Source organism: Pseudomonas sp. EYE_354, assembly GCF_023148575.1.
Classification (GTDB): Bacteria; Pseudomonadota; Gammaproteobacteria; order Pseudomonadales; family Pseudomonadaceae; genus Aquipseudomonas.
In genome coordinates, this window is the sequence record NZ_JAHXNQ010000007.1 from 72,951 (window position 1) to 99,086 (window position 26,136).

Annotated in this window: 26 protein-coding genes; 23 read left to right on the plus strand and 3 right to left on the minus strand. The window is 60.9% G+C overall.

Going from position 1 to position 26,136, the window contains the following annotated elements:
• Nucleotides 1-94 precede the first annotated feature (94 nt).
• The 21 genes from KZX66_RS11620 (at nt 95) to nuoN (ending at nt 23,762) form a co-directional block, all read left to right on the plus strand.
• Nucleotides 95-541, plus strand: coding sequence for an NUDIX hydrolase (locus KZX66_RS11620; RefSeq protein ID WP_248079488.1), 447 nt, complete (start codon nt 95-97; stop codon nt 539-541).
• A 59-nt stretch (nt 542-600) separates the two neighbouring features.
• A complete protein-coding gene (gene mnmA, locus KZX66_RS11625; RefSeq protein WP_248079490.1) occupies nt 601-1,725 on the plus strand; it encodes a tRNA 2-thiouridine(34) synthase MnmA in 1,125 nt (374 codons plus the stop codon).
• Nucleotides 1,722-2,345 (plus strand): high frequency lysogenization protein HflD, encoded by a 624-nt coding sequence (gene hflD / locus KZX66_RS11630; RefSeq protein ID WP_027606331.1) that lies wholly within the window; start codon nt 1,722-1,724, stop codon nt 2,343-2,345. The genes mnmA and hflD overlap by 4 nt, the downstream gene beginning before the upstream one ends.
• A gap of 124 nt (nt 2,346-2,469) precedes the next feature.
• Nucleotides 2,470-3,840: an adenylosuccinate lyase gene (gene purB, locus KZX66_RS11635; RefSeq protein WP_024076171.1), complete on the plus strand. Its 1,371-nt coding sequence runs from the start codon at nt 2,470-2,472 to the stop codon at nt 3,838-3,840.
• An 83-nt stretch (nt 3,841-3,923) separates the two neighbouring features.
• Nucleotides 3,924-5,090, plus strand: a complete 1,167-nt coding sequence (locus KZX66_RS11640) for a cupin domain-containing protein (protein ID WP_248079492.1) — start codon at nt 3,924-3,926, stop codon at nt 5,088-5,090.
• Nucleotides 5,083-5,505, plus strand: coding sequence for a GNAT family N-acetyltransferase (locus KZX66_RS11645; protein WP_248079494.1), 423 nt, complete (start codon nt 5,083-5,085; stop codon nt 5,503-5,505). The genes KZX66_RS11640 and KZX66_RS11645 overlap by 8 nt, the downstream gene beginning before the upstream one ends.
• Nucleotides 5,506-5,698: 193 nt before the next feature.
• Nucleotides 5,699-6,436, plus strand: a complete 738-nt coding sequence (locus KZX66_RS11650; RefSeq protein ID WP_248079496.1) for a secretin N-terminal domain-containing protein — start codon at nt 5,699-5,701, stop codon at nt 6,434-6,436.
• Nucleotides 6,437-6,930: 494 nt separating this feature from the next.
• Complete coding sequence (gene aceA / locus KZX66_RS11655; protein WP_025858968.1) at nt 6,931-8,256, plus strand: isocitrate lyase; 1,326 nt, start codon at nt 6,931-6,933, stop codon at nt 8,254-8,256.
• A 568-nt stretch (nt 8,257-8,824) separates the two neighbouring features.
• Nucleotides 8,825-9,238: an NADH-quinone oxidoreductase subunit A gene (locus tag KZX66_RS11660; RefSeq protein WP_003219575.1), complete on the plus strand. Its 414-nt coding sequence runs from the start codon at nt 8,825-8,827 to the stop codon at nt 9,236-9,238.
• A 10-nt stretch (nt 9,239-9,248) separates the two neighbouring features.
• The gene (locus KZX66_RS11665; protein WP_003174719.1) at nt 9,249-9,923 is read left to right on the plus strand and encodes an NADH-quinone oxidoreductase subunit B; all 675 of its coding nucleotides are present in this window, start codon (nt 9,249-9,251) and stop codon (nt 9,921-9,923) included.
• A 71-nt stretch (nt 9,924-9,994) separates the two neighbouring features.
• Nucleotides 9,995-11,779 (plus strand): NADH-quinone oxidoreductase subunit C/D, encoded by a 1,785-nt coding sequence (gene nuoC / locus KZX66_RS11670; protein WP_033896875.1) that lies wholly within the window; start codon nt 9,995-9,997, stop codon nt 11,777-11,779.
• Between the two features lie 2 nt (nt 11,780-11,781).
• On the plus strand, nt 11,782-12,279 hold the full coding sequence (gene nuoE, locus KZX66_RS11675; protein WP_056861694.1) for an NADH-quinone oxidoreductase subunit NuoE: 498 nt from the start codon (nt 11,782-11,784) through the stop codon (nt 12,277-12,279).
• On the plus strand, nt 12,276-13,631 hold the full coding sequence (gene nuoF, locus KZX66_RS11680; RefSeq protein ID WP_248079498.1) for an NADH-quinone oxidoreductase subunit NuoF: 1,356 nt from the start codon (nt 12,276-12,278) through the stop codon (nt 13,629-13,631). The genes nuoE and nuoF overlap by 4 nt, the downstream gene beginning before the upstream one ends.
• Nucleotides 13,632-13,766: 135 nt before the next feature.
• Nucleotides 13,767-16,481, plus strand: a complete 2,715-nt coding sequence (nuoG, locus tag KZX66_RS11685; RefSeq protein ID WP_248079500.1) for an NADH-quinone oxidoreductase subunit NuoG — start codon at nt 13,767-13,769, stop codon at nt 16,479-16,481.
• Nucleotides 16,478-17,485, plus strand: coding sequence for an NADH-quinone oxidoreductase subunit NuoH (nuoH, locus tag KZX66_RS11690; RefSeq protein ID WP_017137518.1), 1,008 nt, complete (start codon nt 16,478-16,480; stop codon nt 17,483-17,485). The genes nuoG and nuoH overlap by 4 nt, the downstream gene beginning before the upstream one ends.
• An 11-nt stretch (nt 17,486-17,496) precedes the next feature.
• Nucleotides 17,497-18,045, plus strand: coding sequence for an NADH-quinone oxidoreductase subunit NuoI (gene nuoI, locus KZX66_RS11695; protein ID WP_248079503.1), 549 nt, complete (start codon nt 17,497-17,499; stop codon nt 18,043-18,045).
• A gap of 9 nt (nt 18,046-18,054) precedes the next feature.
• Nucleotides 18,055-18,558, plus strand: coding sequence for an NADH-quinone oxidoreductase subunit J (nuoJ, locus tag KZX66_RS11700; protein ID WP_003174726.1), 504 nt, complete (start codon nt 18,055-18,057; stop codon nt 18,556-18,558).
• A 2-nt stretch (nt 18,559-18,560) separates the two neighbouring features.
• Complete coding sequence (gene nuoK, locus KZX66_RS11705) at nt 18,561-18,869, plus strand: NADH-quinone oxidoreductase subunit NuoK (protein WP_003174727.1); 309 nt, start codon at nt 18,561-18,563, stop codon at nt 18,867-18,869.
• Nucleotides 18,866-20,719 (plus strand): NADH-quinone oxidoreductase subunit L, encoded by a 1,854-nt coding sequence (nuoL, locus tag KZX66_RS11710; RefSeq protein WP_248079505.1) that lies wholly within the window; start codon nt 18,866-18,868, stop codon nt 20,717-20,719. The genes nuoK and nuoL overlap by 4 nt, the downstream gene beginning before the upstream one ends.
• Before the next feature lie 39 nt (nt 20,720-20,758).
• The gene (nuoM, locus tag KZX66_RS11715) at nt 20,759-22,291 is read left to right on the plus strand and encodes an NADH-quinone oxidoreductase subunit M (protein WP_248079507.1); all 1,533 of its coding nucleotides are present in this window, start codon (nt 20,759-20,761) and stop codon (nt 22,289-22,291) included.
• A 7-nt stretch (nt 22,292-22,298) separates the two neighbouring features.
• On the plus strand, nt 22,299-23,762 hold the full coding sequence (nuoN, locus tag KZX66_RS11720) for an NADH-quinone oxidoreductase subunit NuoN (protein WP_017527173.1): 1,464 nt from the start codon (nt 22,299-22,301) through the stop codon (nt 23,760-23,762).
• A 96-nt stretch (nt 23,763-23,858) separates the two neighbouring features.
• Here the strand turns inward: nuoN and KZX66_RS11725 are convergent, their stop codons facing one another.
• Nucleotides 23,859-24,683: an arylamine N-acetyltransferase gene (locus tag KZX66_RS11725; protein WP_248079509.1), complete on the minus strand. Its 825-nt coding sequence runs from the start codon at nt 24,681-24,683 to the stop codon at nt 23,859-23,861.
• A 118-nt stretch (nt 24,684-24,801) separates the two neighbouring features.
• On the opposite strand from KZX66_RS11725, the gene KZX66_RS11730 reads away from it, so the two are divergent.
• Nucleotides 24,802-25,038 (plus strand): DUF6555 family protein, encoded by a 237-nt coding sequence (locus KZX66_RS11730; RefSeq protein WP_248079511.1) that lies wholly within the window; start codon nt 24,802-24,804, stop codon nt 25,036-25,038.
• Nucleotides 25,039-25,069: 31 nt separating this feature from the next.
• On the opposite strand, the gene KZX66_RS11735 is transcribed toward KZX66_RS11730, so the two are convergent.
• Nucleotides 25,070-25,270, minus strand: a complete 201-nt coding sequence (locus KZX66_RS11735; protein WP_248079513.1) for a DUF6021 family protein — start codon at nt 25,268-25,270, stop codon at nt 25,070-25,072.
• Nucleotides 25,271-25,282: 12 nt separating this feature from the next.
• Entirely contained in the window at nt 25,283-25,462 is a 180-nt protein-coding gene (locus KZX66_RS11740; protein WP_248079515.1) for a hypothetical protein, read from the minus strand.
• Nucleotides 25,463-25,613: 151 nt separating this feature from the next.
• Here KZX66_RS11740 and KZX66_RS11745 point away from each other — a divergent pair, with 151 nt between their 5' ends.
• Entirely contained in the window at nt 25,614-26,135 is a 522-nt protein-coding gene (locus tag KZX66_RS11745; RefSeq protein ID WP_248079517.1) for a DUF3087 family protein, read from the plus strand.
• The last annotated feature ends 1 nt before the right edge of the window (nt 26,136 follow it).

Sequence of the window (26,136 nt, forward strand, 5' to 3'; positions counted from 1 at the left end):
TCTGTTTCTGCCCAGCACACACCTGATTGAAGAGGCCCCATCACAGGTCGGGCTGATCAAGGCCCTCCAATCACCCAACCTTTGAGGCCGATTTATGACCTGGAATCCGCACATCACCGTCGCCACCGTCGTAGAAGACAACGGCCGCTTCCTGATGGTCGAAGAACTCAAGGGCGGTCGCGCCGTGCTCAATCAGCCCGCCGGCCACCTGGACCCAAATGAAACCCTGACCGAGGCCGCCGTGCGCGAAACCCTCGAAGAGACCGGCTGGGACGTCGAAGCCACCGGCATCGTAGGTATTTACCTGTACACGGCCCCCAGCAATGGGGTGACCTATCAACGGGTCTGCTTTATCGCCAAGGCCCTGAAACACCACCCGGACTATCAACTGGACGAAGGCATCCTGCGCGCCCGCTGGCTGACCCGTGACGATCTGATGGCCCTGCGCGATGACTGGCGCAGCGAGCTGATCATCCGCTGTATCGATGATTATCTGGCCGGCCACAGGCACAGTCTCGAATTGATCCGCCCTTCTCTTTAGCCTTGCGGGCCCGAGCCTGTTAGAATCGCGTCCTTTTTCAAGACACCCGTTGAAACCCTATGCGTGATCCAGCCCCTTCTGACACACAAAAGAAGCGCGTCATCGTCGGCATGTCCGGCGGCGTGGATTCTTCCGTTTCCGCCGTTCTGCTCATGGAGCAGGGTTATGAGGTGGAAGGCCTGTTCATGAAGAACTGGGAAGAAGACGATGGAACGGAATACTGCACCGCCATGGACGACCTGGCGGACGCTCAGGCCGTGTGCGACAAGATCGGCATCAAGCTGCACACCGCCAATTTCGCCGCCGAGTACTGGGACAACGTGTTCGAACACTTCCTGGCCGAATACAAGGCCGGTCGCACGCCCAACCCGGACATCCTGTGCAACCGCGAAATCAAGTTCAAGGCGTTTCTCGACTACGCCATGATGCTCGGCGCCGACCTGATTGCCACTGGTCACTACGTGCGCCGTCGCGATATCGACGGTCGCACCGAACTGCTCAAAGGCCTGGACCCAAACAAGGACCAGAGCTACTTCCTGCACGCCGTCGGCGGCGAACAGATCGCCAAAACCCTGTTCCCGGTGGGCGAACTGGAAAAACCTGAAGTGCGCAGGATCGCCGAAAAACACGGCCTGGCCACCGCCAAAAAGAAAGACTCCACAGGGATCTGCTTTATCGGTGAGCGCCGCTTCAGCGACTTCCTCAAGCAATACCTGCCGGCGCAACCCGGCGAGATCAAGACCACCGAGGGTGACGTCATCGGCCGCCACCATGGCCTGATGTACCACACCATCGGCCAGCGCCAGGGCCTGGGCATCGGCGGCCTCAAAGACGCCGGTGAAGAGCCGTGGTACGTGCTGGTCAAAGACCTGGAGAACAACGTGCTGATCGTCGGCCAGGGCAACGAACACCCGCAGTTATTCTCCGGCGCGCTGCTGGCGTCGGAGATCTATTGGGTCAACCCGATCGACCTGAGCACGCCGCGCCGCCTCACGGCCAAAGTGCGCTATCGCCAAAGCGACCAGCCATGCACCCTGGAAAAAACCGCCAGCGGCTACCGCGCCACCTTTGATGACCCGCAGCGCGCGGTCACCCCTGGCCAGTCCGTGGTGTTCTATGACGGTGAAATCTGCCTGGGTGGCGGTGTGATTGAAGTCGCCCAAGCCTGGAGCACTCCGGCATGAGCCCGACCCAGGAACAACTGACGGCACTGGGCGGTGTATTTCTGTCCGCGGTGCTGGTGGACAAAATCGCCAAGACCGGCCAGGTCACCGAGGCAGGGCTGACCTGCATGCTCGGCAGCCTGCTGATCCGCGACCCCAAGGACACGCTGGAGGTCTACGGTGGCGACGACCTGGCCCTGCGCGAAGGTTACCGCGCGCTGATCGGCGCCCTCGAACGCGACCCGAGCACCTTGCAGCGCGAGCCACTGCGCTATGCCCTGTCGATGCTCGGCCTTGAGCGTCAACTGGCCAAGCGCGAAGACATGCTGGAAACCATCGGCAAGCGCCTGCCGCAGATCCAGTCCCAGGTGGAACACTTCGGCCCGGCCCACGAAAACGTGATCGCGGCCTGCGGTGCGTTGTATCAGGACACCTTGAGCACCTTGCGCCAACGCATCCAGGTGCACGGCGACATGCGCAACCTGCAGCAACCGAACAACGCCTCGAAAATCCGCGCGCTGCTCCTGGCCGGTATTCGTTCGGCGCGGTTGTGGCGCCAGTTGGGCGGTCATCGTTGGCAGTTGGTGATCAGCCGACGCAAATTGCTCAAAGAGCTTTACCCGTTGATGCGCAACGAATAAGTCGCACCGACCCGATTTTTTATCGCCTCACGCGTAATACGCCGGTCAGTTGGCGACGGACCGGCGGATTTTTTCATGTATGATACGCGCCCCATTTCGTTGCCCGACTGTCCGAGAACACCCCATGCAGCTCTCTTCGCTCACTGCGGTTTCCCCTGTTGACGGCCGCTACGCCGGCAAAACCCAGGCCCTGCGCCCTATTTTCAGCGAATACGGCCTGATCCGTGCTCGCGTACTGGTTGAAGTGCGCTGGCTCCAGCGCCTGGCCGCCCACCCCGCCATCAGCGAAGTGCCGGCGTTTTCCGCCGAAGCCAACGCGGTGCTCAACACCCTGGCGGAGAACTTCTCCCTGGAGCACGCCGAGCGTGTCAAAGAGATCGAGCGCACCACCAACCACGACGTCAAAGCCATTGAGTACCTGCTCAAAGAGCAAGCGGCCAAGCTGCCGGAACTGGCCCAGGTCAGCGAGTTCATCCACTTTGCCTGCACCAGCGAGGACATCAACAACCTGTCCCACGCACTGATGCTGCGCGAAGGCCGTGATGACGTCATGCTGCCACTGATGCGCCAGACCGCTGAAGCCATCCGCGAACTGGCGATCCGCTTCGCCGCCGTGCCGATGCTCTCGCGCACCCATGGCCAGCCGGCATCGCCGACGACCCTGGGCAAAGAGCTGGCCAACGTGGTGTACCGCCTGGAGCGTCAGATCGCCCAAGTGGCGGCCGTACCGCTGCTGGGCAAGATCAACGGCGCTGTCGGCAACTACAACGCACACCTCTCCGCCTACCCGGAAATCGACTGGGAAGCCAACGCCCGCGCCTTCATCGAAGACGAACTGGGCCTGGGCTTCAACCCGTACACCACGCAGATCGAACCTCACGACTACATCGCAGAGCTGTTCGACGCCATTGCGCGCTTCAACACCATCCTGATCGACTTCGATCGCGATATCTGGGGCTACATCTCCCTGGGCTACTTCAAGCAGCGCACCATTGCCGGTGAAATCGGTTCGTCGACCATGCCGCACAAGGTCAACCCGATCGACTTCGAAAACTCCGAAGGCAACCTCGGCATCGCCAACGCCCTGTTCCAGCACCTGGCCAGCAAATTGCCAATCTCCCGCTGGCAGCGCGACCTGACCGACTCCACCGTACTGCGCAACCTCGGCGTGGGCTTTGCCCACAGCGTGATCGCGTACGAAGCGAGCCTCAAAGGCATCAGCAAGCTCGAGCTCAACGAGCAGAAAATCGCCGCCGACCTGGACGCGTGCTGGGAAGTATTGGCCGAGCCGATCCAGACCGTAATGCGCCGCTACAACATCGAAAACCCGTACGAGAAGCTGAAAGAGTTGACGCGCGGCAAGGGCATCAGCCCTGAAGCACTGCAAACTTTCATCGACGGCCTGGATATGCCAGCCGCTGCCAAGGCCGAGCTGAAACTGCTCACCCCGGCCAACTACATCGGCAACGCCGTGGCCCAAGCCAAGCGCATCTGATTACCGCAAGACCCTTGAGACGCCCGGCCGCGCCGGGCGTTTTTATTTCAGTCTTAAAAGTGCTTTTTTTCAATAGGTTACACATGAATCCTGATATCCCTCTTCAACTTCTGGGCGGCATCACGGCACGGGAATTCCTGCGCGACTACTGGCAGAAAAAACCGCTGCTGATCCGCCAGGCCATCCCTGACTTCGAAAGCCCGATCGACGCCGACGAACTGGCCGGACTGGCACTGGAAGAAGAAGTCGAATCGCGCCTGGTCATCGAACACGGCGAACGCCCATGGGAACTGCGCCGCGGCCCGTTCGCCGAAGACACCTTCAGCACCCTGCCTGAGCGCGAGTGGACCCTGCTGGTGCAGGCGGTCGACCAGTTCGTGCCGGAAGTGGCCGAGCTGCTGGAGCAGTTCCGCTTCCTGCCAAGCTGGCGCATCGACGACGTGATGATCAGCTTCGCCGCACCTGGCGGCAGCGTGGGTCCGCACTTCGACAACTACGACGTGTTCCTGCTGCAAGCCCAGGGCAAGCGCAACTGGAAGATCGGTCAGATGTGCAGCTCCGAAAGCCCGCTACTGCAGCACGCTGATCTGCGTATCCTCGCCGAATTCGAAGAAAGCGCCGAATGGGTGCTGGAACCGGGCGATATGCTCTACCTGCCGCCGCGCCTGGCGCACTACGGCATCGCCGAAGATGATTGCATGACCTACTCCGTAGGTTTTCGTGCACCAAGCGCTGCTGAAGTGCTGACCCACTTCACCGACTTCCTGGCCCAGTATCTGACCGACGAAGAGCGCTACACCGACGCCGACGCACAGCCCGTCAGCGACCCGCACCAGATCCAGAGCGATGCCCTCGACCGCCTCAAGAGCCTGCTGGCCGAGCACATGAGCGACGAACGCATGCTGCTGACCTGGTTCGGCCAGTTCATGACCGAACCGCGTTACCCGGAGCTGGTGGCCGGCGAGGAGATGGGCGAAGCCGACTTCCTCAATAGCCTGCAAGATGGCGCGATTCTGGTGCGCAACCCAAGCGCGCGCATGGCCTGGTCCGAGGTCGACGACGATGTGCTGCTGTTCGCCAGCGGCCAGAGCCGTTACCTGCCAGGCAAGCTGCGAGAGCTGCTGAAACTGGTGTGCTCGGCCGATGCGCTGCACAGCGAAAACCTCGGCGAATGGCTTGCCGACGAAGACGGCCGCGACTTGCTGTGCGAGCTGGTCAAGCAAGGCAGCCTGGGATTTGCCGATGAATAAGATTCACGTAAGTGTCGCGGACTGGCGAAAGGATATCGACGAGATTCGGCGCATTCGTGAAGCGGTATTCATCGCCGAACAATCCGTTCCACCCGAGCTGGAATGGGATGCTGACGACGCAGATGCCGTGCATTTCCTGGCATTCGAGGGTGACTTCCCTATTGGCACCGCCCGCTTGCTGCCCAGCGGCGAGATCGGCCGAGTGTCAGTGCTCAAGGATTGGCGCGGACTTAAAGTCGGCGACAAACTGATGGAAGCCGTGATTGGCGAGGCCGAGAAACGCGGCCAGACCCGGCAGTTCCTCAGCGCGCAAGTGTATGCCGCGCCGTTTTATGAGCGGCTGGGCTTCAAGATCGTCAGTGACGAGTTTCTTGAGGTCGGGATTCCGCATGTGGACATGGTGCGCGAGGGCTGATCCTTGGGCTGAGCGGGCTTGCCCCGTGTCGGGCTGCGAAACAGACCCAAAACCAGACGCCGCGCTCCCTCAGAAAGAGCGCGGCGTTTTTTGTTAGGGCTGCTTCGCAGCCCGGCACGGGGCTTGCGCGCTCACTACACCCCAGGCCTACAAAGTGGCACTATCCAGCCTTCGACTCGCAGAGATAACGGACATGTCCCTACGCACCTTGCTCACCGCCCTCTTCCTGGCCGTCAGCGTCTCGGCCATGGCCGACACCCAGGTCGTCAACCTGAGCAACCGCACCAGCGCGGACCTGCTGCCGGTAGCACAGAATTTCATCGGCAAGGACGGCACTGTCAGCGCCTATGGCAACCAACTGATCGTTAAAGCCGAGCCTGGCAAGATTGAAGAACTGCGCGCCCTGCTCGCACAACTGGACACGCCGGCCAGGCGCCTGCTGATCACCGTCGACACTAATGAAAACAACCAGCAAAACACCGGCGACAGCCAGACCCGCATCATCAGCTACGGCACCGCCAGCCGCGACGGCGGCGTCCAGCAGATCCAGGCCAGCGAAGGCGTACCGGCGTTGATCCAGATGGGTCAAAGCGTGCCGCTGACCACCACCCAGCCCGATGCCTACGGCCGCCCGCAAAACCAGACCCAATACCGCAACGTCACCCAGGGTTTCTACGTGACCGCCAGCGTTACCGGCGAGACCGTACACCTGGCGATCAGTACCAACCGTGACCGCATGAGCCAGGAACGTCCCGATGTAGTGAACGTACAAAGCACCGACACAACCGTCAGCGGCCGCCTGGGCGAGTGGATATCCCTGGCCGGCGTCAATCGTGAAACCCAGGCCGATAAATCCTCCACAACCCGCAGCTACTCTACTCAGGGGCGCGAAGACCTGACCTTACGGGTCAAGGTCGACACCTTGAACTGAAGCACCAAAAACTGACTGATGAGTCGTATTAGACTAAAGATGTAGTGCCTTAAAAAAAGCACTACAAAACATTTGACGATCCAAAAAAGCATGGGCATGATGGCCTCGCTCCCGCTAATCAGAGGCCCTGGCAAGGGTCTCCGGATCGCCGCTCTAATCTACCCACCTGAGCCGATTCGTGTCTGTACCGCCCACAAGGTGTGTTTGACGTTGGTTGCGACTGGAACGAAGTTGTCCCGAGGGACGGAAGCTAACCAGGTAACCCGGCAACACGCTGCAGAATGCCCAAAGGCCCACGACGCCTGAAGACTGTTCTCGGTCCGCCCCTACCTGCTCACTTTCTCCCTTGAGCCCTTCGTTCATCCCGTCGCCTCCGCCGTCCAACCTGGCTTGATCGCCTAAGCTTCTGGTCAGCGAGCAGCCATACCGCGCAACGATTGCGTGGCTGGCAAAAGGATTTTTCCACCCTGACCTATGCGACGAGGTTTTTCCCCATGGCACTGACACGCGAACAGCAAATTGCAGCCCTTGAAAAAGATTGGGCTGAAAACCCACGCTGGAAAGGCGTAACCCGCGCTTATTCCGCTGCTGACGTCGTCCGCCTGCGTGGCTCGGTCCAACCTGAGCACACCTTTGCAAAACTCGGCGCCGAGAAGCTGTGGAACCTGGTTACCCAAGGCGCCAAGCCTTCCTTCCGTCCCGACAAAGATTTCGTCAACTGCATGGGCGCCCTTACTGGCGGCCAGGCAGTACAACAGGTAAAAGCCGGCATCCAGGCGATCTACCTGTCCGGCTGGCAAGTGGCAGCGGACAACAACTCCGCTGAATCCATGTACCCCGATCAGTCGCTGTACCCGGTGGATTCGGTTCCAACCGTGGTCAAGCGCATCAACAACTCGTTCCGTCGTGCCGACCAGATCCAGTGGAAAGCCGGCAAAGGCCCGGGCGATGAAGGCTACATCGACTACTTCGCACCGATCGTGGCTGACGCCGAAGCCGGTTTCGGCGGCGTACTCAACGCCTACGAGCTGATGAAGAGCATGATCGAAGCAGGCGCCGCCGGCGTTCACTTCGAAGACCAACTGGCTTCCGTGAAAAAATGCGGCCACATGGGCGGCAAGGTACTGGTTCCAACTCAGGAAGCCGTGCAGAAGCTCACCGCTGCCCGCCTGGCTGCCGACGTCGCCGGCACCCCAACCATCATCCTGGCCCGTACCGACGCCAACGCCGCTGACCTGCTGACTTCGGACTGCGACCCATACGACCAGCCATTCGTGACCGGCGAGCGCACTCAGGAAGGTTTCTACAAGGTACGTGCCGGCCTGGATCAGGCGATTGCCCGTGGCCTGGCCTATGCGCCGTATGCCGACCTGATCTGGTGCGAAACCGCCAAGCCGGACCTGGACGAAGCCCGTCGCTTTGCCGAAGCGATCAAAAAGGAATACCCGGACCAGCTGCTGTCCTACAACTGCTCGCCTTCTTTCAACTGGAAGAAGAACCTGGACGACGCGACCATCGCCAAGTTCCAGCGCGAACTGTCCGCCATGGGCTACAAGCACCAGTTCATCACCCTGGCCGGCATTCACAACATGTGGCACAGCATGTTCAACCTGGCGCACGACTACGCCCGCAACGACATGACCGCTTACGTGAAGCTGCAGGAGCAGGAATTCGCTGACGCCGCCAAGGGCTACACCTTTGTGGCGCACCAGCAGGAAGTGGGCACCGGCTACTTCGACGACATGACCACCGTGATCCAGGGCGGCACCTCGTCCGTGACGGCGCTGACCGGTTCGACCGAAGAAGAACAGTTCCACTAAACACTGAGTACACGGCCAGGGCGGAACCACTCAAGAGCTAACCGTCCTGCCGCACAGCAATCACGCCCCGACTGGTTCGGGGCGTTTTTTTGCCTGTACAAATCCTGCTGATGCACTGCGGATCCATTGTGGGCAAGGCATGATCTCTGGGGATTTTTCGCAGAATATTGATCCAGAGCGGTATCCGCGCAGGTGCAATCGGTTAAAAGAACCGTTCTGGCAACTAAGCAGCGTTCAAGCAAGTAACGGTAACTTCCCCCGCCACATGAGAAACAATCGCTTAAACCCCACGCAAACAATATTCATTATCATTTGGACCATAAAAGTTTCGTTACAGGTTAAACAAAACATAATTGATTAAATGCCCGCTAATGCCCGTTCCATAAGGGCTTGAGCCCCATCGAGGTGCACTATGTGCTTATTCCATCGAATAATTTCGCTACAGGAATTTTACTTGCCCGGTGTTTAGCCATAAAATCAACGCGATTGACTGCGCTGCGACATATCGTCACTGCATCATTACTTTTTCGAGCTCAGAGACCTTTGCTCTCTGTTAAGGATTTCCAGCATGACCGAAGCGACAGGACTCATGGCCCACAACTGGGGCTTTGCCATTTTCCTCCTCGGTGTTGTCGGCCTCTGCGCCTTCATGCTCGGCGTCTCCAGCCTCCTCGGGTCAAAAGCCTGGGGGCGCAGCAAAAACGAACCGTTCGAGTCCGGCATGCTACCTACAGGTGGCGCCCGCTTGCGGCTCTCAGCCAAATTCTATCTGGTCGCGATGCTGTTCGTGATCTTCGATATCGAAGCCCTCTTTCTCTTTGCCTGGTCTGTGTCCGTCCGCGAAAGCGGCTGGACCGGATTCGTCGAAGCCCTCGTTTTCATAGCAATTCTGTTGGCAGGCCTTGTCTACCTATTTCGAGTGGGCGCCCTTGACTGGGCTCCGGAAGCTCGTCGTAAGCGGCAAGCGAAGCTGAAACAATGAGGCTTTGGCGATGCAATACAATCTCACCAGGATCGACCCGGATGCTCCTAACGAGCAATACCCCATCGGCGAACGGGAAACCGTTTCCGATCCGTTAGAAGATCAAGTCCACAAGAACATCTACATGGGCAAGCTGGAAGACGTGCTGAGTGGCGCGGTCAACTGGGGGCGTAAAAACTCCCTGTGGCCGTACAACTTCGGTCTTTCGTGCTGCTACGTGGAAATGACCACCGCCTTCACGGCGCCCCACGACATCGCGCGCTTTGGCGCCGAAGTTATCCGGGCCTCGCCACGCCAGGCGGATTTCATGGTTATCGCCGGTACCTGCTTCATCAAGATGGCGCCAATCATTCAGCGCCTCTACGAGCAAATGCTCGAACCTAAGTGGGTTATTTCCATGGGTTCGTGCGCCAACTCCGGTGGCATGTACGACATCTACTCGGTTGTTCAAGGGGTGGATAAATTCCTGCCCGTGGACGTCTACGTGCCTGGCTGCCCGCCCCGCCCAGAAGCGTTTCTGCAAGGCTTGATGCTGTTGCAGGAATCGATTGGCAAGGAGCGTCGCCCACTGTCCTGGGTGGTTGGGGATCAAGGCGTGTACCGCGCCGAGATGCCGTCCCAAAAGGAACAGCGCCGCGAACAGCGAATCGCAGTCACCAACCTGCGCAGCCCCGACGAAGTCTGATCCAGCCCGCTTCTTTTATAGAACGAAAACCTGGCTTCATTCTTTACGTTGACCGAAAGCGATAAAAAACCATGACTACAGGCAGTGCTCTGTACATCCCGCCTTACAAGGCAGACGACCAGGATGTGGTTGTCGAACTCAATAACCGTTTTGGCCCTGACGCCTTCACCGCCCAGGCCACACGCACCGGCATGCCGGTGCTGTGGGTGGCGCGCGCCAAGCTTGTCGAAGTCCTGACCTTCCTGCGCAACCTGCCCAAGCCGTACGTCATGCTCTATGACCTGCATGGCGTGGACGAGCGTCTGCGCACCAAGCGCCAGGGGCTGCCGAGCGGCGCCGATTTCACCGTGTTCTACCACTTGATGTCGCTGGAACGTAACAGCGACGTGATGATCAAGGTCGCCCTGTCCGAGAGCGATTTGAGCATCCCGACCGTGACCGGTATCTGGCCGAACGCCAGCTGGTACGAGCGTGAAGTCTGGGACATGTTCGGTATCGACTTCCCAGGCCACCCGCACCTGACGCGCATCATGATGCCGCCAACGTGGGAAGGTCACCCGCTGCGCAAGGACTTCCCGGCGCGCGCCACCGAATTCGACCCGTTCAGCCTCAACCTCGCCAAGCAACAGCTTGAAGAAGAGGCCGCGCGCTTCCGTCCGGAAGACTGGGGCATGAAACGCTCCGGCACCAACGAGGATTACATGTTCCTCAACCTGGGCCCGAACCACCCTTCGGCTCACGGTGCCTTCCGTATCATCCTGCAGCTGGACGGCGAAGAAATCGTCGACTGCGTACCGGACATCGGCTACCACCACCGGGGTGCCGAGAAGATGGCCGAGCGTCAGTCCTGGCACAGCTTCATCCCGTACACCGACCGTATCGACTACCTCGGCGGCGTGATGAACAACCTGCCGTACGTACTCTCGGTCGAGAAGCTGGCCGGCATCAAAGTGCCGGACCGCGTCGACACCATCCGCATCATGATGGCCGAGTTCTTCCGGATCACCAGCCACCTGTTGTTCCTGGGTACCTATATCCAGGACGTCGGCGCCATGACCCCGGTGTTTTTCACCTTCACCGACCGTCAGCGTGCCTACAAGGTCATCGAAGCCATCACCGGTTTCCGCCTGCACCCGGCCTGGTACCGCATCGGTGGCGTGGCCCATGACCTGCCCAACGGTTGGGAGCGTCTGGTCAAAGAGTTCATCGACTGGATGCCCAAGCGTCTGGACGAGTATCAAAAGGCCGCGCTGGACAACAGCATTCTCAAGGGCCGCACCATCGGCGTCGCGCAGTACAACACCAAAGAGGCCCTGGAATGGGGCGTCACCGGTGCCGGCTTGCGCTCCACCGGTTGCGACTTCGACCTGCGTAAAGCGCGCCCGTACTCCGGCTACGAGAACTTCGAGTTCGAAGTGCCGCTGGCAGCCAATGGCGATGCCTACGACCGTTGCATCGTGCGCGTCGAAGAGATGCGCCAGAGCCTGAAGATCATCGAGCAGTGCATGCGCAACATGCCGGCAGGTCCTTACAAAGCGGATCACCCGCTGACCACGCCGCCGCCCAAAGAGCGCACGCTGCAACACATCGAAACCCTGATCACGCACTTCCTGCAGGTTTCGTGGGGCCCGGTGATGCCGGCCAACGAATCCTTCCAGATGATCGAAGCGACCAAGGGTATCAACAGTTATTACCTGACGAGCGATGGCGGCACCATGAGCTACCGCACCCGGATTCGTACCCCAAGCTTTGCCCACTTGCAGCAGATCCCTTCGGTGATCAAAGGTGAGATGGTCGCGGACTTGATTGCGTACCTGGGTAGTATCGATTTCGTTATGGCCGACGTGGACCGCTAAGCATGAACAGCACGCTTATCCAGACAGACCGTTTCACTTTGAGTGAAACCGAGCGCTCGGCCATCGAGCACGAGCTGCATCACTACGAAGACCCGCGCGCGGCGTCGATCGAAGCCCTGAAAATCGTCCAGAAGGAACGTGGCTGGGTGCCGGACGGCGCCCTCTACGCCATCGGCGAGATCCTTGGCATCCCTGCCAGCGATGTTGAAGGCGTGGCCACGTTCTACAGCCAGATCTTCCGCCAGCCGGTCGGCCGTCACATCATTCGCGTGTGCGACAGCATGGTCTGCTACATCGGTGGTCACGAGTCCGTGGTCAGCGAGATCCAGAACAAGCTGGGCATCGGCCTCGGCCAGACCACTGCAGACGGCCGTTTCACGCTGCTGCCGGTGTGCTGCCTGGGCAACTGCGACAAAGCGCCGGCGTTGATGATCGACGACGACACATTCGGTGACGTGCAGCCTGCTGGCGTGACCCAATTGCTCGAGGGCTACCCATGACCCTGACTTCTTTCGGCCCGGCCAACCTGATCAAGCGTTCGCCTGAGACCCACCCGCTGACCTGGCGCCTGCGTGACGATGCCGAGCCGGTATGGCTTGACGAGTACCAGGCCAAGAACGGTTATGCGGCGGCGCGCAAAGCTTTCGCCGAAATGGCCCAGGACGATATCGTCCAGACCGTAAAAGACGCCGGCCTCAAGGGCCGCGGCGGCGCAGGTTTCCCCACTGGCGTGAAGTGGGGCCTGATGCCTAAGGACGAATCCATCAACATCCGCTACCTGCTGTGCAACGCGGATGAAATGGAACCCAACACCTGGAAAGACCGCATGCTGATGGAGCAACTGCCCCATCTGCTCATCGAAGGCATGCTGATCAGCGCCCGCGCGCTGAAAACCTACCGTGGCTACATCTTCCTACGTGGCGAATACACCACCGCCGCCAAGCACCTCAACCGTGCCGTGGAAGAAGCCAAGGCAGCGGGCCTGCTGGGCAAGAACATTCTCGGTTCGGGTTTTGATTTCGAACTGTTCGTGCACACCGGCGCCGGGCGTTACATCTGCGGTGAAGAAACCGCCCTGATCAACTCCCTCGAAGGCCGCCGCGCCAACCCGCGCTCCAAACCGCCCTTCCCTGCCGCCGTGGGCGTGTGGGGCAAGCCGACCTGCGTGAACAACGTCGAGACCTTGTGCAACGTGCCGGCGATCATCGCCGACGGCGTGGACTGGTACAAATCGTTGGCCCGCGAAGGCAGCGAAGACATGGGCACCAAGCTCATGGGCTTCTCCGGCAAGGTCAAGAACCCCGGTCTGTGGGAACTGCCGTTCGGCGTGACCGCGCGCGAACTGTTCGAGGACTACGCCGGCGGCATGCGCGACGGCTACACCCTCAAGGCCTGGCAGCCAGGCGGCGCCGGCACCGGCTTCCTGCTTCCTGAGCACCTGGACGCCCAGATGTACGCCGGCGGCATCGGCAAGGTCGGCACCCGGATGGGTACCGGGCTGGCGATGGCGGTGGACAACACCGTGAACATGGTCTCGTTGCTGCGCAACATGGAGCAGTTCTTTGCCCGCGAATCCTGCGGCTTCTGCACCCCGTGCCGCGACGGTCTGCCGTGGAGCGTGAAGCTGCTGATGGCCCTGGAAAACGGTGAAGGCCGCGAGGGTGATATCGAAACCCTGCTGGGCCTGGTCGGTTTCCTCGGCCCTGGCAAGACCTTCTGTGCTCACGCACCGGGCGCCGTGGAGCCATTGGGCAGCGCAATCAAATACTTCCGCTCGGAGTTCGAAGCCGGCATCGCGCCTATCAGCGCCGCCGTCCCGCCTCTGGCAAGGCCGATCGTAGTCGGCGCGTAACGCTTAAACCGGCGAAGGGCCCGTGCCCTTCGCCTGCTCATGTGCTGACGCCTGCAGGGCTGTGTAGATGCACATGAATAACAAGATTCCATTAGCCACGCCCGCTGACAACGGGCCAACGAAGAACTTTGAACCATGGCCACTATCCACGTAGACGGCAAAGCGCTCGAAGTCGATGGGGCGGACAACCTGTTACAGGCGTGTCTGTCACTAGGCCTCGACATCCCTTATTTCTGCTGGCACCCCGCGCTAGGTAGCGTCGGTGCCTGTCGCCAGTGTGCGGTCAAGCAATACACCGACGAGAACGACACCCGTGGTCGTATCGTCATGTCCTGCATGACCCCAGCCACCGACAACACCTGGATTTCCATCGACGATGATGAATCCAAGGCGTTCCGCGCCAGCGTTGTCGAATGGCTGATGACCAACCACCCCCACGACTGCCCGGTCTGTGAGGAAGGCGGTCACTGCCACCTGCAAGACATGACGGTGATGACCGGCCACAACGAGCGCCGCTATCGCTTCACCAAGCGCACCCACCAGAACCAGGACCTCGGCCCGTTCATTTCCCACGAAATGAACCGCTGCATCGCCTGCTACCGCTGCGTGCGCTTCTATAAAGACTACGCCGGCGGCACCGATCTGGGGGTATTCGGCGCCCACGACAACGTGTACTTCGGTCGCGTTGAAGACGGCGTGCTGGAAAGCGAGTTCTCCGGCAACCTCACCGAGGTCTGCCCGACCGGTGTGTTCACCGACAAAACTCACTCCGAGCGCTACAACCGCAAATGGGACATGCAATTCGCGCCAAGCATCTGCCATGGCTGCTCCAGCGGTTGCAACATTTCACCGGGCGAGCGTTACGGTGAACTGCGTCGTATTGAAAACCGTTTCAACGGTTCGGTTAACCAGTACTTCCTGTGCGACCGTGGCCGTTTCGGCTATGGCTACGTCAACCGCGAAGACCGTCCTCGTCAGCCATTGCTGGCCGACGGCGCCAAGCTGAGCCTGGACCAGGCGCTGGATAAAGCCGCCGACCTGCTGCGCGGCCGCAATATCGTCGGTATCGGTTCGCCCCGCGCCAGCCTCGAAAGCAACTTCGCCCTGCGCGAACTGGTCGGTGCCGAGCACTTCTACAGCGGTATCGAAGCCGGCGAGCTGGAACGCATCCGCCTGGTCCTCCAAGTGCTGAACGACAGCCCGCTGCCCGTGCCGAACATGCGTGACATCGAAGACCACGACGCAATTTTCGTGCTCGGTGAAGACCTGACCCAAACCGCTGCACGCATCGCCCTGTCGTTGCGCCAGTCGGTCAAAGGCAAGGCAGAAGAAATGGCCGACGCCATGCGCGTACAGCCCTGGCTCGATGCCGCGGTGAAAAACATCGGCCAGCACGCGCTGAACCCGCTGTTTATTGCATCCCTGGCTGAAACCAAGCTCGACGACATCGCCGAAGAATGCGTGCACGCCGCTCCGGATGACCTGGCTCGCCTCGGTTTCGCCGTGGCCCACGCCCTCGACGCCAGCGCGCCTGCCGTCGACGGCCTGGACACTGAAGCCGTCGAACTGGCCCAGCGCATCGCCGACGCCCTGCTGGCGGCCAAGCGTCCGTTGATCATCGCCGGTACCTCGCTGGGTTCCAAGGCGCTGATCGAAGCCGCCGCCAACATTGCCAAGGCCCTGAAGCTGCGCGACAAGAACGGCTCCATCAGCCTGGTCGTACCGGAAGCCAACAGCCTCGGTCTGGCCATGCTCGGTGGCGAGTCCCTCGACGCCGCGCTGCAAGCGGTGACCGACGGCCGTGCCGACGCCATCGTGGTGCTGGAAAACGACCTGTACACCCGCACCGATGCGGCCAAGGTTGACGCCGCTCTCAACGCCGCCAAAGTGCTGATCGTCGCCGACCACCAGAAGACCGCCACCAGCGACCGTGCCCATCTGGTCCTGCCAGCTGCCACCTTCGCCGAAGGCGACGGCACGCTGGTCAGCCAGGAAGGCCGCGCCCAGCGCTTCTTCCAGGTGTTCGATCCGAAGTACATGGACGCCAGCATCCTGGTGCACGAAGGCTGGCGCTGGCTGCATGCCCTGCGCGCCACCCTGTTGAACCAGCCGATCGACTGGACCCAGCTCGACCACGTCACCGCCGCCACCGCTGCCAGCGCGCCGCAACTGGCACGTATCGTCGATGCCGCACCGTCCGCCACGTTCCGCATCAAGGGCCTGAAACTGGCCCGCGAACCGCTGCGTTACTCCGGTCGTACCGCCATGCGCGCCGACATCAGCGTGCACGAACCGCGTACCCCACAGGACAACGACACCGCGTTTGCCTTCTCCATGGAAGGTTATTCGGGTTCGGCCGAGCCCCGTCAGCAGGTGCCGTTCGCCTGGTCGCCGGGCTGGAACTCGCCGCAGGCCTGGAACAAGTTCCAGGACGAAGTCGGTGGTCACATCCGCGCCGGCGACCCGGGCACCCGCCTGATCGAAAGCAGCGGTGACTCGCTGAACTGGTTCGCTGCGGTACCGCGTCCATTCAACCCGGCCCAGGGCACCTGGCAGGTGGTGCCGTTCTTCCACCTGTTCGGCAGCGAAGAAACCTCTTCCAAGGCCGCGCCGGTGCAAGAGCGCATCCCCACTGCGTATGTGTCCCTGGCCAAGTCCGAAGCCGACCGCCTGGGCGTCAACGACGGTGCCCTGCTCAGCCTGAACGTGGCCGGCCAGACCTTGCGTCTGTCGCTGCGCATCAATGAAGCGTTGGGTGCCGGTCTGGTTGCACTGCCGAAAGGCCTCGCCGGTATTCCGCCTGCGATCTTTGGCAAAACCGTTGACGGTCTGCAGGAGGCAGCGCAATGACTTGGTTCACGCCGGAAGTAATTGACGTGATCATTTCGGTGGTCAAGGCCATCGTGATCCTGCTGGCCGTGGTCGTGGCGGGCGCCCTGCTCAGCTTCGTCGAACGTCGTCTGCTGGGCTGGTGGCAGGACCGTTACGGTCCGAACCGCGTTGGCCCATTCGGTATGTTCCAGATCGCCGCCGACATGCTGAAAATGTTCTTCAAGGAAGACTGGACCCCGCCGTTTGCCGACAAGGTGATCTTCACCCTGGCACCGGTTGTGGCCATGAGCGCCTTGCTGATCGCCTTCGCGATCATCCCGATCACCCCGACCTGGGGCGTGGCGGACCTGAACATCGGCTTGCTGTTCTTCTTCGCCATGGCCGGTCTGTCGGTCTACGCGGTACTGTTCGCCGGCTGGTCGAGCAACAACAAGTTCGCCCTGCTGGGCAGCTTACGTGCCTCGGCCCAGACCGTGTCCTACGAAGTGTTCATGGGCCTGGCGCTGATGGGCATCGTGGTGCAGGTCGGCTCGTTCAACATGCGCGATATCGTCGAGTACCAGGCGCAGAACCTGTGGTTCATCATTCCGCAGTTCTTCGGTTTCTGTACCTTCTTCATCGCGGGCGTGGCCGTGACTCACCGTCACCCCTTCGACCAGCCGGAAGCGGAACAGGAACTGGCCGACGGTTACCACATTGAATACGCCGGCATGAAATGGGGCATGTTCTTCGTCGGTGAGTACATCGGCATCATCTTGATCTCGGCCCTGCTGGTCACGCTGTTCTTCGGCGGCTGGCACGGTCCGTTCGGCATCCTGCCGCAGTTGGCGTTCTTCTGGTTCTTCCTGAAGACCGCGTTCTTCATCATGTTGTTTATCCTGCTGCGCGCTTCCATTCCGCGTCCACGATACGACCAGGTGATGGATTTCAGCTGGCGCTTCTGCCTGCCGCTGACCCTGATCAATCTGCTGGTGACTGCTGCCGTTGTGTTGTTGAACACGCCAGCGGGCGCGGTTCAGTGAGGATTTGACCCATGTTCAAATATATTGGCGACATCGTTAAGGGTACCGGTACCCAGTTGCGAAGCCTGGTGATGGTGTTCGGTCACGGCTTTCGCAAACGCGACACCCTGCAATACCCGGAAGAGGCGGTGTACCTGCCGCCGCGCTATCGCGGCCGCATCGTACTGACCCGCGACCCCGACGGCGAAGAGCGTTGCGTAGCCTGCAACCTGTGCGCCGTGGCCTGCCCGGTGGGTTGCATCTCCCTGCAGAAAGCTGAAACCGAAGACGGTCGCTGGTACCCGGACTTCTTCCGCATCAACTTCTCGCGCTGCATTTTCTGCGGCCTCTGCGAGGAAGCTTGCCCGACCACCGCGATCCAGCTCACGCCGGATTTCGAGATGGCCGAGTTCAAACGTCAGGACCTGGTGTACGAGAAAGAAGATCTGCTGATCTCTGGTCCCGGTAAAAACCCTGATTACAACTTCTATCGTGTTGCAGGTATGGCCGTTGCCGGTAAGTCGAAAGGCGCCGCACAAAACGAAGCCGAGCCGATCAACGTGAAGAGCTTGCTGCCTTAAGGAAGAAAGATGGAATTCGCTTTCTATTTCGCGTCGGGTATTGCAGTGGTGTCCACGCTTCGCGTGATCACCAACACCAACCCCGTGCACGCCCTGCTCTACCTGATCATTTCGCTGATCGCCGTGGCCATGACCTTCTTCAGCCTCGGCGCACCGTTCGCCGGTGTCCTGGAAGTGATCGCCTACGCCGGCGCCATCATGGTGCTGTTCGTGTTTGTGGTGATGATGCTCAACCTGGGGCCGGCGTCGGTCGCCCAGGAGCGCGTCTGGCTCAAGCCCGGCATCTGGCTCGGCCCGGTTGTCCTCGCAGCCTTGCTGCTGGGTGAACTGCTGTATGTGCTGTTCGCTCACCAGAGCGGCCAGGCCATCGGGCACACCACCGTCGACGCGAAGGCCGTGGGCATCAGCCTGTTCGGCCCGTACCTGCTGGTGGTCGAACTGGCTTCGATGCTGCTGCTCGCGGCAGCCATCACCGCCTTCCACTTGGGCCGCAACGAAGCCAAGGAGCAATGACGATGCCTGCTATCCCTTTGGAGCATGGTCTGGCGGTTGCCGGCATCCTGTTCTGCCTTGGCCTGGTCGGCCTGATGGTTCGCCGTAACATTCTGTTCGTGTTGATGAGCCTGGAAATCATGATGAACGCTGCGGCCTTGGCCTTCATCGTGGCCGGTGCGCGTTGGGGCCAGCCGGATGGACAAGTCATGTTCATCCTGGTGATCAGCCTGGCAGCCGCCGAGGCCAGTATTGGCCTGGCGATCCTGCTGCAACTGTATCGTCGCTTCCACACGCTTGATATCGACGCTGCCAGTGAGATGCGCGGATGAACATGATCTTTCTGACTTTCGTATTTCCCCTGATCGGTTTCCTGCTGCTGTCGTTCTCTCGCGGGCGCCTGTCGGAAAATGTCTCTGCCTTGATCGGTGTCGGCTCCATTGGCCTGTCGGCCATCGTTGCCGCCTACGTCATCTGGCAATTCAACGTGGCGCCGCCGGAAGGCGGCCACTACACCCTGGTGCTGTGGCAGTGGATGTCGGTGGAGGGCTTCAAGCCCAACTTCGCCCTCTACGTCGACGGCCTGTCGATCACCATGCTCGGCGTGGTGGTGGGTGTGGGCTTCCTGATCCACTTGTTCGCGTCCTGGTACATGCGCGGTGAAGCGGGCTACTCGCGTTTCTTCTCGTACACCAACCTGTTTATCGCCAGCATGCTGTTCCTGGTGCTGGGCGATAACCTGTTGTTCCTGTACTTCGGCTGGGAAGGCGTGGGCCTGTGCTCGTACCTGTTGATCGGTTTCTACTACAGCAACCGCAACAACGGTAACGCGGCGCTCAAGGCGTTTATCGTCACCCGTATCGGCGACGTGTTCATGGCCATCGGCTTGTTCATCCTGTTCCAACAGGTGGGCACACTGAACATCCAGGAACTGCTGGTGCTGGCACCGCAGAAATTCCAGGTCGGCGACTTCTGGATCACCCTGGCGACCCTGATGCTGCTGGGCGGCGCCGTGGGTAAATCTGCGCAACTGCCGCTGCAAACCTGGCTGGCGGATGCGATGGCCGGTCCTACCCCGGTATCGGCACTGATCCACGCCGCCACCATGGTGACCGCCGGCGTCTACCTGATCGCCCGTACCCACGGCCTGTTCACCATGGCGCCGGACGTCCTGCACCTGGTAGGCGTCGTGGGCGGTGTGACCCTGGTACTGGCCGGCTTCGCCGCGCTGGTGCAGACCGACATCAAGCGCATCCTCGCCTACTCGACCATGAGCCAGATCGGCTACATGTTCCTGGCGCTGGGCGTTGGCGCCTGGGACGCAGCGATTTTCCACCTGATGACCCACGCCTTCTTCAAGGCCCTGCTGTTCCTTGCCTCCGGTGCGGTGATCGTCGCCTGCCACCACGAGCAGAACATCTTCAAGATGGGTGGTCTGTGGAAAAAACTGCCGTTGGCCTACGCCAGCTTCATCGTCGGTGGTGCGGCCCTGGCTGCCCTGCCGCTGGTGACCGCCGGTTTCTACTCGAAAGACGAAATCCTCTGGGAAGCCTTCGCCAGCGGTAACCAGAACCTGCTGTATGCAGGCCTGGTGGGTGCGTTCATGACCTCGCTGTACACCTTCCGCCTGATCTTCATCACCTTCCACGGTGAAGCCAAGACCGAAGCGCACGCAGGCCACGGCGTCTCCCACTGGTTGCCCCTGTCGGTGCTGATCGTGCTGTCGACCTTCATCGGCGCGATGATCACCCCGCCACTGGCCGGTGTACTGCCGGAAAGCGCCGGTCACGCGGGTGGCGCCGCCAAGCACAGCCTGGAAATCGCCTCGGGCGCCATTGCCATTGCCGGTATCTTGCTGGCAGCCCTGTTGTTCCTCGGCAAGCGTCGCTTTGTGACCGCCGTGGCCAACAGTGGCATTGGCCGCTTCCTGTCGGCCTGGTGGTTCGCCGCCTGGGGCTTCGACTGGCTCTACGACAAACTGTTCGTCAAGCCTTACCTCGCCATCAGCCACGTACTGCGCAAAGACCCGCTCGACCAGACCATCGGTCTGATCCCGCGCGCCGCCAAAGGCGGTCACACCGCCCTGAGCCGCAGCGAGACGGGCCAATTGCGTTGGTATGCAGCTTCCATGGCGGCCGGTGCCGTGCTGGTGATCGGCGCCATCGTAGTGGTAGCGGTCTGATATGAACTTTGCGAACTTGCGAAAGGAAACGAGCCTGTCATGATTCTGCCCTGGCTAATCCTGATCCCCTTTATCGGCGGCCTGCTCTGCTGGATGGGTGAACGCTTCGGCGCCACCCTCCCCCGCTGGATTGCGTTGCTGACCATGTCCCTGGAACTCGCGCTCGGCCTCTGGCTGTGGGCCCATGGTGACTACTCATTCGCTCCGGCACCGGGCGTTGATCCGACCTTCGCGCTTGAATTCAAGCACGTGTGGATCCAGCGCTTCGGCATCAACGTGCACCTGGCCCTCGACGGTCTGTCGCTGTTGATGATCCTGCTGACCGGCCTGCTGGGTATCCTCTCGGTACTCTGCTCCTGGAAAGAGATCCAGCGTCACGTGGGCTTCTTCCACCTGAACCTGATGTGGATCCTGGGCGGTGTTGTCGGCGTGTTCCTCGCCCTCGACCTGTTCATGTTCTTCTTCTTCTGGGAAATGATGCTGGTGCCGATGTACTTCCTCATCGCGCTCTGGGGTCACAGTTCTTCGGACGGCAAGAAAACCCGGATCTACGCGGCGACCAAGTTCTTCATCTTCACCCAGGCTTCCGGCCTGATCATGTTGGTGGCGATCCTCGGTCTGGTACTGGTCAACTTCAACACCACCGGCGTGATTACGTTCAACTACGCCGACCTGTTGAAAACCAAGATGTCCCTGACCACCGAGTACATCCTGATGCTGGGCTTCTTCATCGCCTTCGCGGTGAAGCTGCCGGTGGTGCCGTTCCACTCCTGGCTGCCTGACGCGCACGCCCAGGCACCGACCGCAGGTTCCGTCGACCTGGCCGGTATCCTGTTGAAGACTGCGGCCTACGGCCTGCTGCGTTTCGCACTGCCGCTGTTCCCGAACGCCTCGGCCGAGTTCGCGCCGATCGCCATGACCCTGGGTCTGATCGGGATCTTCTACGGTGCGTTCCTGGCCTTCGCCCAAACCGACATCAAGCGTCTGATCGCCTTCTCGTCCGTTTCCCACATGGGTTTCGTACTGATCGGTATCTACTCCGGCAGCCAGCTGGCGTTGCAAGGCGCGGTGATCCAGATGCTGGCCCACGGTGTGTCGGCGGCTGCGCTGTTTATCCTCAGCGGCCAGTTGTACGAGCGCCTGCACACCCGTGACATGCGTGAAATGGGTGGCGTGTGGTCGCGCATCGCTTACCTGCCGGCGATCAGCCTGTTCTTCGCCGCTGCGTCCCTGGGCTTGCCGGGTACCGGTAACTTCATCGGCGAATTCCTGATCCTGATGGGTGCCTTCGTGCAAACGCCGTGGATCAGCGCCATCGCCACCTCCGGCCTGGTGTTCGGTTCGGTTTACTCGCTGATCATGATCCACCGCGCCTACTTCGGCCCGGCCAAGTCCGACGCTGTCCTCAAGGGGATGGATGCTCGCGAACTGATCATGGTGCTCGGCCTGGCGGTATTGCTGATCTACATCGGCGTATACCCGCAGCCGTTCCTGGACACTTCTGCCGCAACGATGCATGGCGTGCAGCAGTGGTTCGGCACCGCCTTCTCTCAACTCGCTTCGGCCCGGTAAGAGCGCTATGGAATTCACGATCCAACACTTTATCGCGCTTGCGCCGCTGCTGATCACCAGCCTCACCATCGTGGTGGTGATGCTGGCGATCGCCTGGCGCCGCAATCACTCGCAAACGTTCCTGCTGTCCTGCGCCGGTTTGAACCTGGCCCTGCTGTCGATCATCCCGGCCCTCAAGGTCGCGCCATTGGCGGTCACGCCGCTGATGATGGTCGATGACTTCGCACTGCTGTACATCGCGCTGATCCTGGTCGCGACCCTGGCCTGTGTCACCCTCGCCCACGCCTACCTCGGCGAAGGCGGCACGGGTTACCCAGGCAACCGCGAAGAGCTGTACCTGCTGATCCTGCTGGCTGCGGCCGGCGGTATCGTGCTGGTCAGCGCGCAGCACCTGGCGGGCCTGTTCATCGGTTTGGAACTGCTGTCGATCCCGACCTACGGCCTGGTGGCCTATGCCTTCTTCAACAAGCGCTCCCTGGAAGCCGGCATCAAGTACATGGTGCTGTCGGCCGCCGGTTCCGCTTTCCTGTTGTTCGGTATGGCGCTGCTCTACGCCGAAGCCGGCAGCCTGAGCTTCACCGGTATCGGTCATGCCCTGGCGACCACCAACAGCCCTGCGCCAATTGCCCAACTGGGCCTGGCCATGATGCTGATCGGCCTGGCGTTCAAGCTGTCGCTGGTGCCGTTCCACCTGTGGACTCCGGACGTGTACGAAGGCGCCCCGGCGCCAGTGGCCGCGTTCCTGGCCACGGCGTCCAAGGTGGCGGTGTTTGCGGTGATGGTGCGACTGTTCCAGATCTCGCCGGCGGCCAACACCGGCGTGCTGAGCAACGTGCTGACCGTGATCGCCATTGCCTCGATCCTGTTCGGTAACCTGCTGGCCCTGACCCAGAACAACCTCAAGCGTCTGCTGGGTTACTCGTCCATCGCCCACTTCGGCTACCTGCTGATCGCCCTGGTGGCGAGCAAAGGCCTGGCCGTGGAAGCCATCGGCGTGTACCTGGTCACCTATGTGATCACCAGCCTCGGCGCGTTTGGTGTGATCACCTTGATGTCCTCGCCTTACAAAGGCCGCGACGCCGACGCCCTGTATGAATACCGCGGCCTGTTCTGGCGGCGTCCGTACCTGACGGCCGTACTCACCGTGATGATGCTGTCCCTGGCCGGTATCCCGCTGACCGCCGGCTTTATCGGCAAGTTCTACATCGTGGCGACCGGTGTCGAAGCACACGAATGGTGGCTGGTGGCTTCGTTGGTACTGGGCAGCGCCATCGGCGTGTTCTACTACCTGCGCGTGATGGTCACCCTGTACCTGATCGAGCCAAACCTGCGCCGTGTGGATGCCGAGCTGCACTGGGAACAAAAGGCGGGCGGCGTAATGCTGCTGGCCATCGCCCTGCTCGCGTTCTTCCTGGGTGTGTACCCACAACCGTTGCTCACCCTGGTGCAGCACGCGGTACTGGGCGTTTGATCGCTTAGGATGCAAGACAACAAAACGGCGCCTTCGGGCGCCGTTTTGCGTTAGTCGCAAGGTGCTCTTGTTTCAGCGGCATAAGGCCCGGCCCGCTCAGCCCGCAATCAGGCCTTCAAGCACTGAACGTAGCTGCGGCTGCGTCGGCAAACGAATCCCGAACACCCCCTCCAGCAAGCCCAGCATGTCATCGGCATGCTCAATCGTGCGCTTGTCGCTGGGTCGGTCCAGATAATGAATCGCGTACTGGGCGTTGTTCAGGGTATGACGTTTACCCGCCGCCAACCGTGCGACTTTCAACTGCCCCACGAACGGCGAGCCCGGATGCGTGCAGACGTACCAGTTGCCGATTTCGTAGTCGATATCCGCCTGCACCTGCAGGTCGAATACATACAGGCCGCGCCACTCGCCTGCGACCTCGGCCCATAAGGTGTAACTGCCCTCACCCTGATTGAACGTCAGGCGATACGGTTCATGGGCCGTGGCCTGTACCGCCTCGGTATCGAGCCGCAACGGGCTGCTGGGCACCATGCCGCCAAAGCCCACGTCGGTGATGTAGCGCACACCGTCCAGCGTCACCAGGCTCAGGCGATGGGTGCGTGCGGTGCGTGCATCCGGCGGGCCACCCATCACCACGCGCCCGGTGATACCGCGGGCATCGAAGCCCAGATCCTGCAACAGCGCGAGGAACATCTGATTCAGCTCATAGCAGTAGCCACCGCGTCCATCGAACAAGATTTTCTGCTCAACGCTGGGCAAGTCGATCGGCACCGGCAAGCGCAGCAAGGTTGACAGGCTTTCAAAGGCGAAGGCGCACACATGGCGCAATTGCAATTCGCACAAGGTTTGCAGAGTGGGGGGTGGCGGCGAATCGTATCCCAGGCGTTGCAGATACAGGCGGCTGTGGCTCAGGCCGGACATCACGTGATCCTCGGGCAGGAAGAATCCATCACTATGCCGCCCTGGCGTGCAGGTTGTCATTTTGAATGAACCTTTTAGAACGCGCCCGCCTCCATTTATAACAACACAGGGAGGCACCATGAGTACCGCAAAAATCTACACCATCCACTACCAACTGCATGGCACGCCCAAGTCGTTTGTAGTGCGTGCCGAAGTGATGAATAACGCTGAAGCGTGGCATTGGGCGGCCGTTGACGCTGACGTTGCTCACGTAAGCCGTATCGGCCGGGTTGGTCATGAGCAAGTGAAAAAGACCACTCGACCGTGGGCCGAGAAGTACGGCATCACCGATGTCCAATGGACACCACCGAAATAAAAAGCCCCGCTCAATAACGCGGGGCTCAACCCTATTTTTTCAAGTCGCCCAACGGATCGTAGGGCGGCTTTTTTTTCGACTCGTCGTTGTCTTTTTTATCCAACGGGGCGATAGCCGGGCCGACGGGGTCGACCTGCGGATCGGCCAGGTCCGGTGAGTCCGGGTCGAACCCCAGTTCATCCTCGCCGCTGGCATGTTCGTTGGAAGGCGGGCCATCAGTACGCTTGGTCATCACGGTCTCCTGTTACAGCGGGCGGGCTTTGTCGTGGAGGTGCTCCAGGTCTTCTTCGACGCGTTCCACGTCATCCTCCGGTCCACGTTCTTTTGGGTCATTCGGGCGCAATGCATCGTTGTCGCGCTCTTCTTCACCGGGCGTGCGGTTGGGGTCGGGCGTACCGGGCGGGGGTTGTTTGTACTCAGGCATGATGTTCACCTCAGAGGGATTGGTGGCCTACACAGGTTTGGATAAAGCCCTGCCAGGCATCGTTCAACTTGATTGCCGCACGGTCGCCCGCGCGTGAGAAGATGCCGCCCTGCCCTATCCCCCTTGCCCAGACTAAGGAGATTGCCCCCGGATGTTCGAACTCAAACCCTGCGACCCCGCCACCTATCGTCAACAGACCCGCCGCAGCACCTTGATCGTGGCCGTGCTGTTCCTGGCGCTGGCCATGCTGCTGTCGAGCCTGGCGGTGAGGCTGTTCGGCGAACCCGGTGGCGATAACTTTCGCTTCAATGTGGGCGGTGTGTTCGCCGGCGTGCTGATCACCCTCGCGCTGGTCCGCGGCCCGTTCTGGACCCAGCCGTGGTTCTCGGCAGCGGTGTATGGCTGGCAACTCAAGCGCAGCTTGATGAGCGTGACCAATGTGATGCACAAGGTCACCGAGCGGGTACAGGCGGGCGACCCGACCGCGATGAAGGTGCTGCGTTTCTACCACCTTGGCCTGACGCAGATGCACGCGCTGGATGCCAACTCCAGTGCCCAGGCGCAACTGGTCGGCGAAGTGCAAGCCCACGCAGACAACATGCAGAGGTTGGGCATCGAGACCGAGCAAACCCGCCTCGACCCCACCTGGCTGGACGCCTTGAAAAGCGCCTGAG

Excerpts from the sequence above, each read along its gene's own strand:
- KZX66_RS11620 (WP_248079488.1), top strand. The coding sequence starts at position 95 with ATGACCTGGAATCCGCACATCACCGTCGCCACCGTCGTAGAAGACAAC.
- mnmA (WP_248079490.1), top strand. The coding sequence starts at position 601 with ATGCGTGATCCAGCCCCTTCTGACACACAAAAGAAGCGCGTCATCGTC.
- hflD (WP_027606331.1), top strand. The coding sequence starts at position 1,722 with ATGAGCCCGACCCAGGAACAACTGACGGCACTGGGCGGTGTATTTCTG.
- purB (WP_024076171.1), top strand. The coding sequence starts at position 2,470 with ATGCAGCTCTCTTCGCTCACTGCGGTTTCCCCTGTTGACGGCCGCTAC.
- KZX66_RS11640 (WP_248079492.1), top strand. The coding sequence starts at position 3,924 with ATGAATCCTGATATCCCTCTTCAACTTCTGGGCGGCATCACGGCACGG.
- KZX66_RS11645 (WP_248079494.1), top strand. The coding sequence starts at position 5,083 with ATGAATAAGATTCACGTAAGTGTCGCGGACTGGCGAAAGGATATCGAC.
- KZX66_RS11650 (WP_248079496.1), top strand. The coding sequence starts at position 5,699 with ATGTCCCTACGCACCTTGCTCACCGCCCTCTTCCTGGCCGTCAGCGTC.
- aceA (WP_025858968.1), top strand. The coding sequence starts at position 6,931 with ATGGCACTGACACGCGAACAGCAAATTGCAGCCCTTGAAAAAGATTGG.
- KZX66_RS11660 (WP_003219575.1), top strand. The coding sequence starts at position 8,825 with ATGACCGAAGCGACAGGACTCATGGCCCACAACTGGGGCTTTGCCATT.
- KZX66_RS11665 (WP_003174719.1), top strand. The coding sequence starts at position 9,249 with ATGCAATACAATCTCACCAGGATCGACCCGGATGCTCCTAACGAGCAA.
- nuoC (WP_033896875.1), top strand. The coding sequence starts at position 9,995 with ATGACTACAGGCAGTGCTCTGTACATCCCGCCTTACAAGGCAGACGAC.
- nuoE (WP_056861694.1), top strand. The coding sequence starts at position 11,782 with ATGAACAGCACGCTTATCCAGACAGACCGTTTCACTTTGAGTGAAACC.
- nuoF (WP_248079498.1), top strand. The coding sequence starts at position 12,276 with ATGACCCTGACTTCTTTCGGCCCGGCCAACCTGATCAAGCGTTCGCCT.
- nuoG (WP_248079500.1), top strand. The coding sequence starts at position 13,767 with ATGGCCACTATCCACGTAGACGGCAAAGCGCTCGAAGTCGATGGGGCG.
- nuoH (WP_017137518.1), top strand. The coding sequence starts at position 16,478 with ATGACTTGGTTCACGCCGGAAGTAATTGACGTGATCATTTCGGTGGTC.
- nuoI (WP_248079503.1), top strand. The coding sequence starts at position 17,497 with ATGTTCAAATATATTGGCGACATCGTTAAGGGTACCGGTACCCAGTTG.
- nuoJ (WP_003174726.1), top strand. The coding sequence starts at position 18,055 with ATGGAATTCGCTTTCTATTTCGCGTCGGGTATTGCAGTGGTGTCCACG.
- nuoK (WP_003174727.1), top strand. The coding sequence starts at position 18,561 with ATGCCTGCTATCCCTTTGGAGCATGGTCTGGCGGTTGCCGGCATCCTG.
- nuoL (WP_248079505.1), top strand. The coding sequence starts at position 18,866 with ATGAACATGATCTTTCTGACTTTCGTATTTCCCCTGATCGGTTTCCTG.
- nuoM (WP_248079507.1), top strand. The coding sequence starts at position 20,759 with ATGATTCTGCCCTGGCTAATCCTGATCCCCTTTATCGGCGGCCTGCTC.
- nuoN (WP_017527173.1), top strand. The coding sequence starts at position 22,299 with ATGGAATTCACGATCCAACACTTTATCGCGCTTGCGCCGCTGCTGATC.
- KZX66_RS11725 (WP_248079509.1), bottom strand. The coding sequence starts at position 24,683 with ATGTCCGGCCTGAGCCACAGCCGCCTGTATCTGCAACGCCTGGGATAC.
- KZX66_RS11730 (WP_248079511.1), top strand. The coding sequence starts at position 24,802 with ATGAGTACCGCAAAAATCTACACCATCCACTACCAACTGCATGGCACG.
- KZX66_RS11735 (WP_248079513.1), bottom strand. The coding sequence starts at position 25,270 with ATGACCAAGCGTACTGATGGCCCGCCTTCCAACGAACATGCCAGCGGC.
- KZX66_RS11740 (WP_248079515.1), bottom strand. The coding sequence starts at position 25,462 with ATGCCTGAGTACAAACAACCCCCGCCCGGTACGCCCGACCCCAACCGC.
- KZX66_RS11745 (WP_248079517.1), top strand. The coding sequence starts at position 25,614 with ATGTTCGAACTCAAACCCTGCGACCCCGCCACCTATCGTCAACAGACC.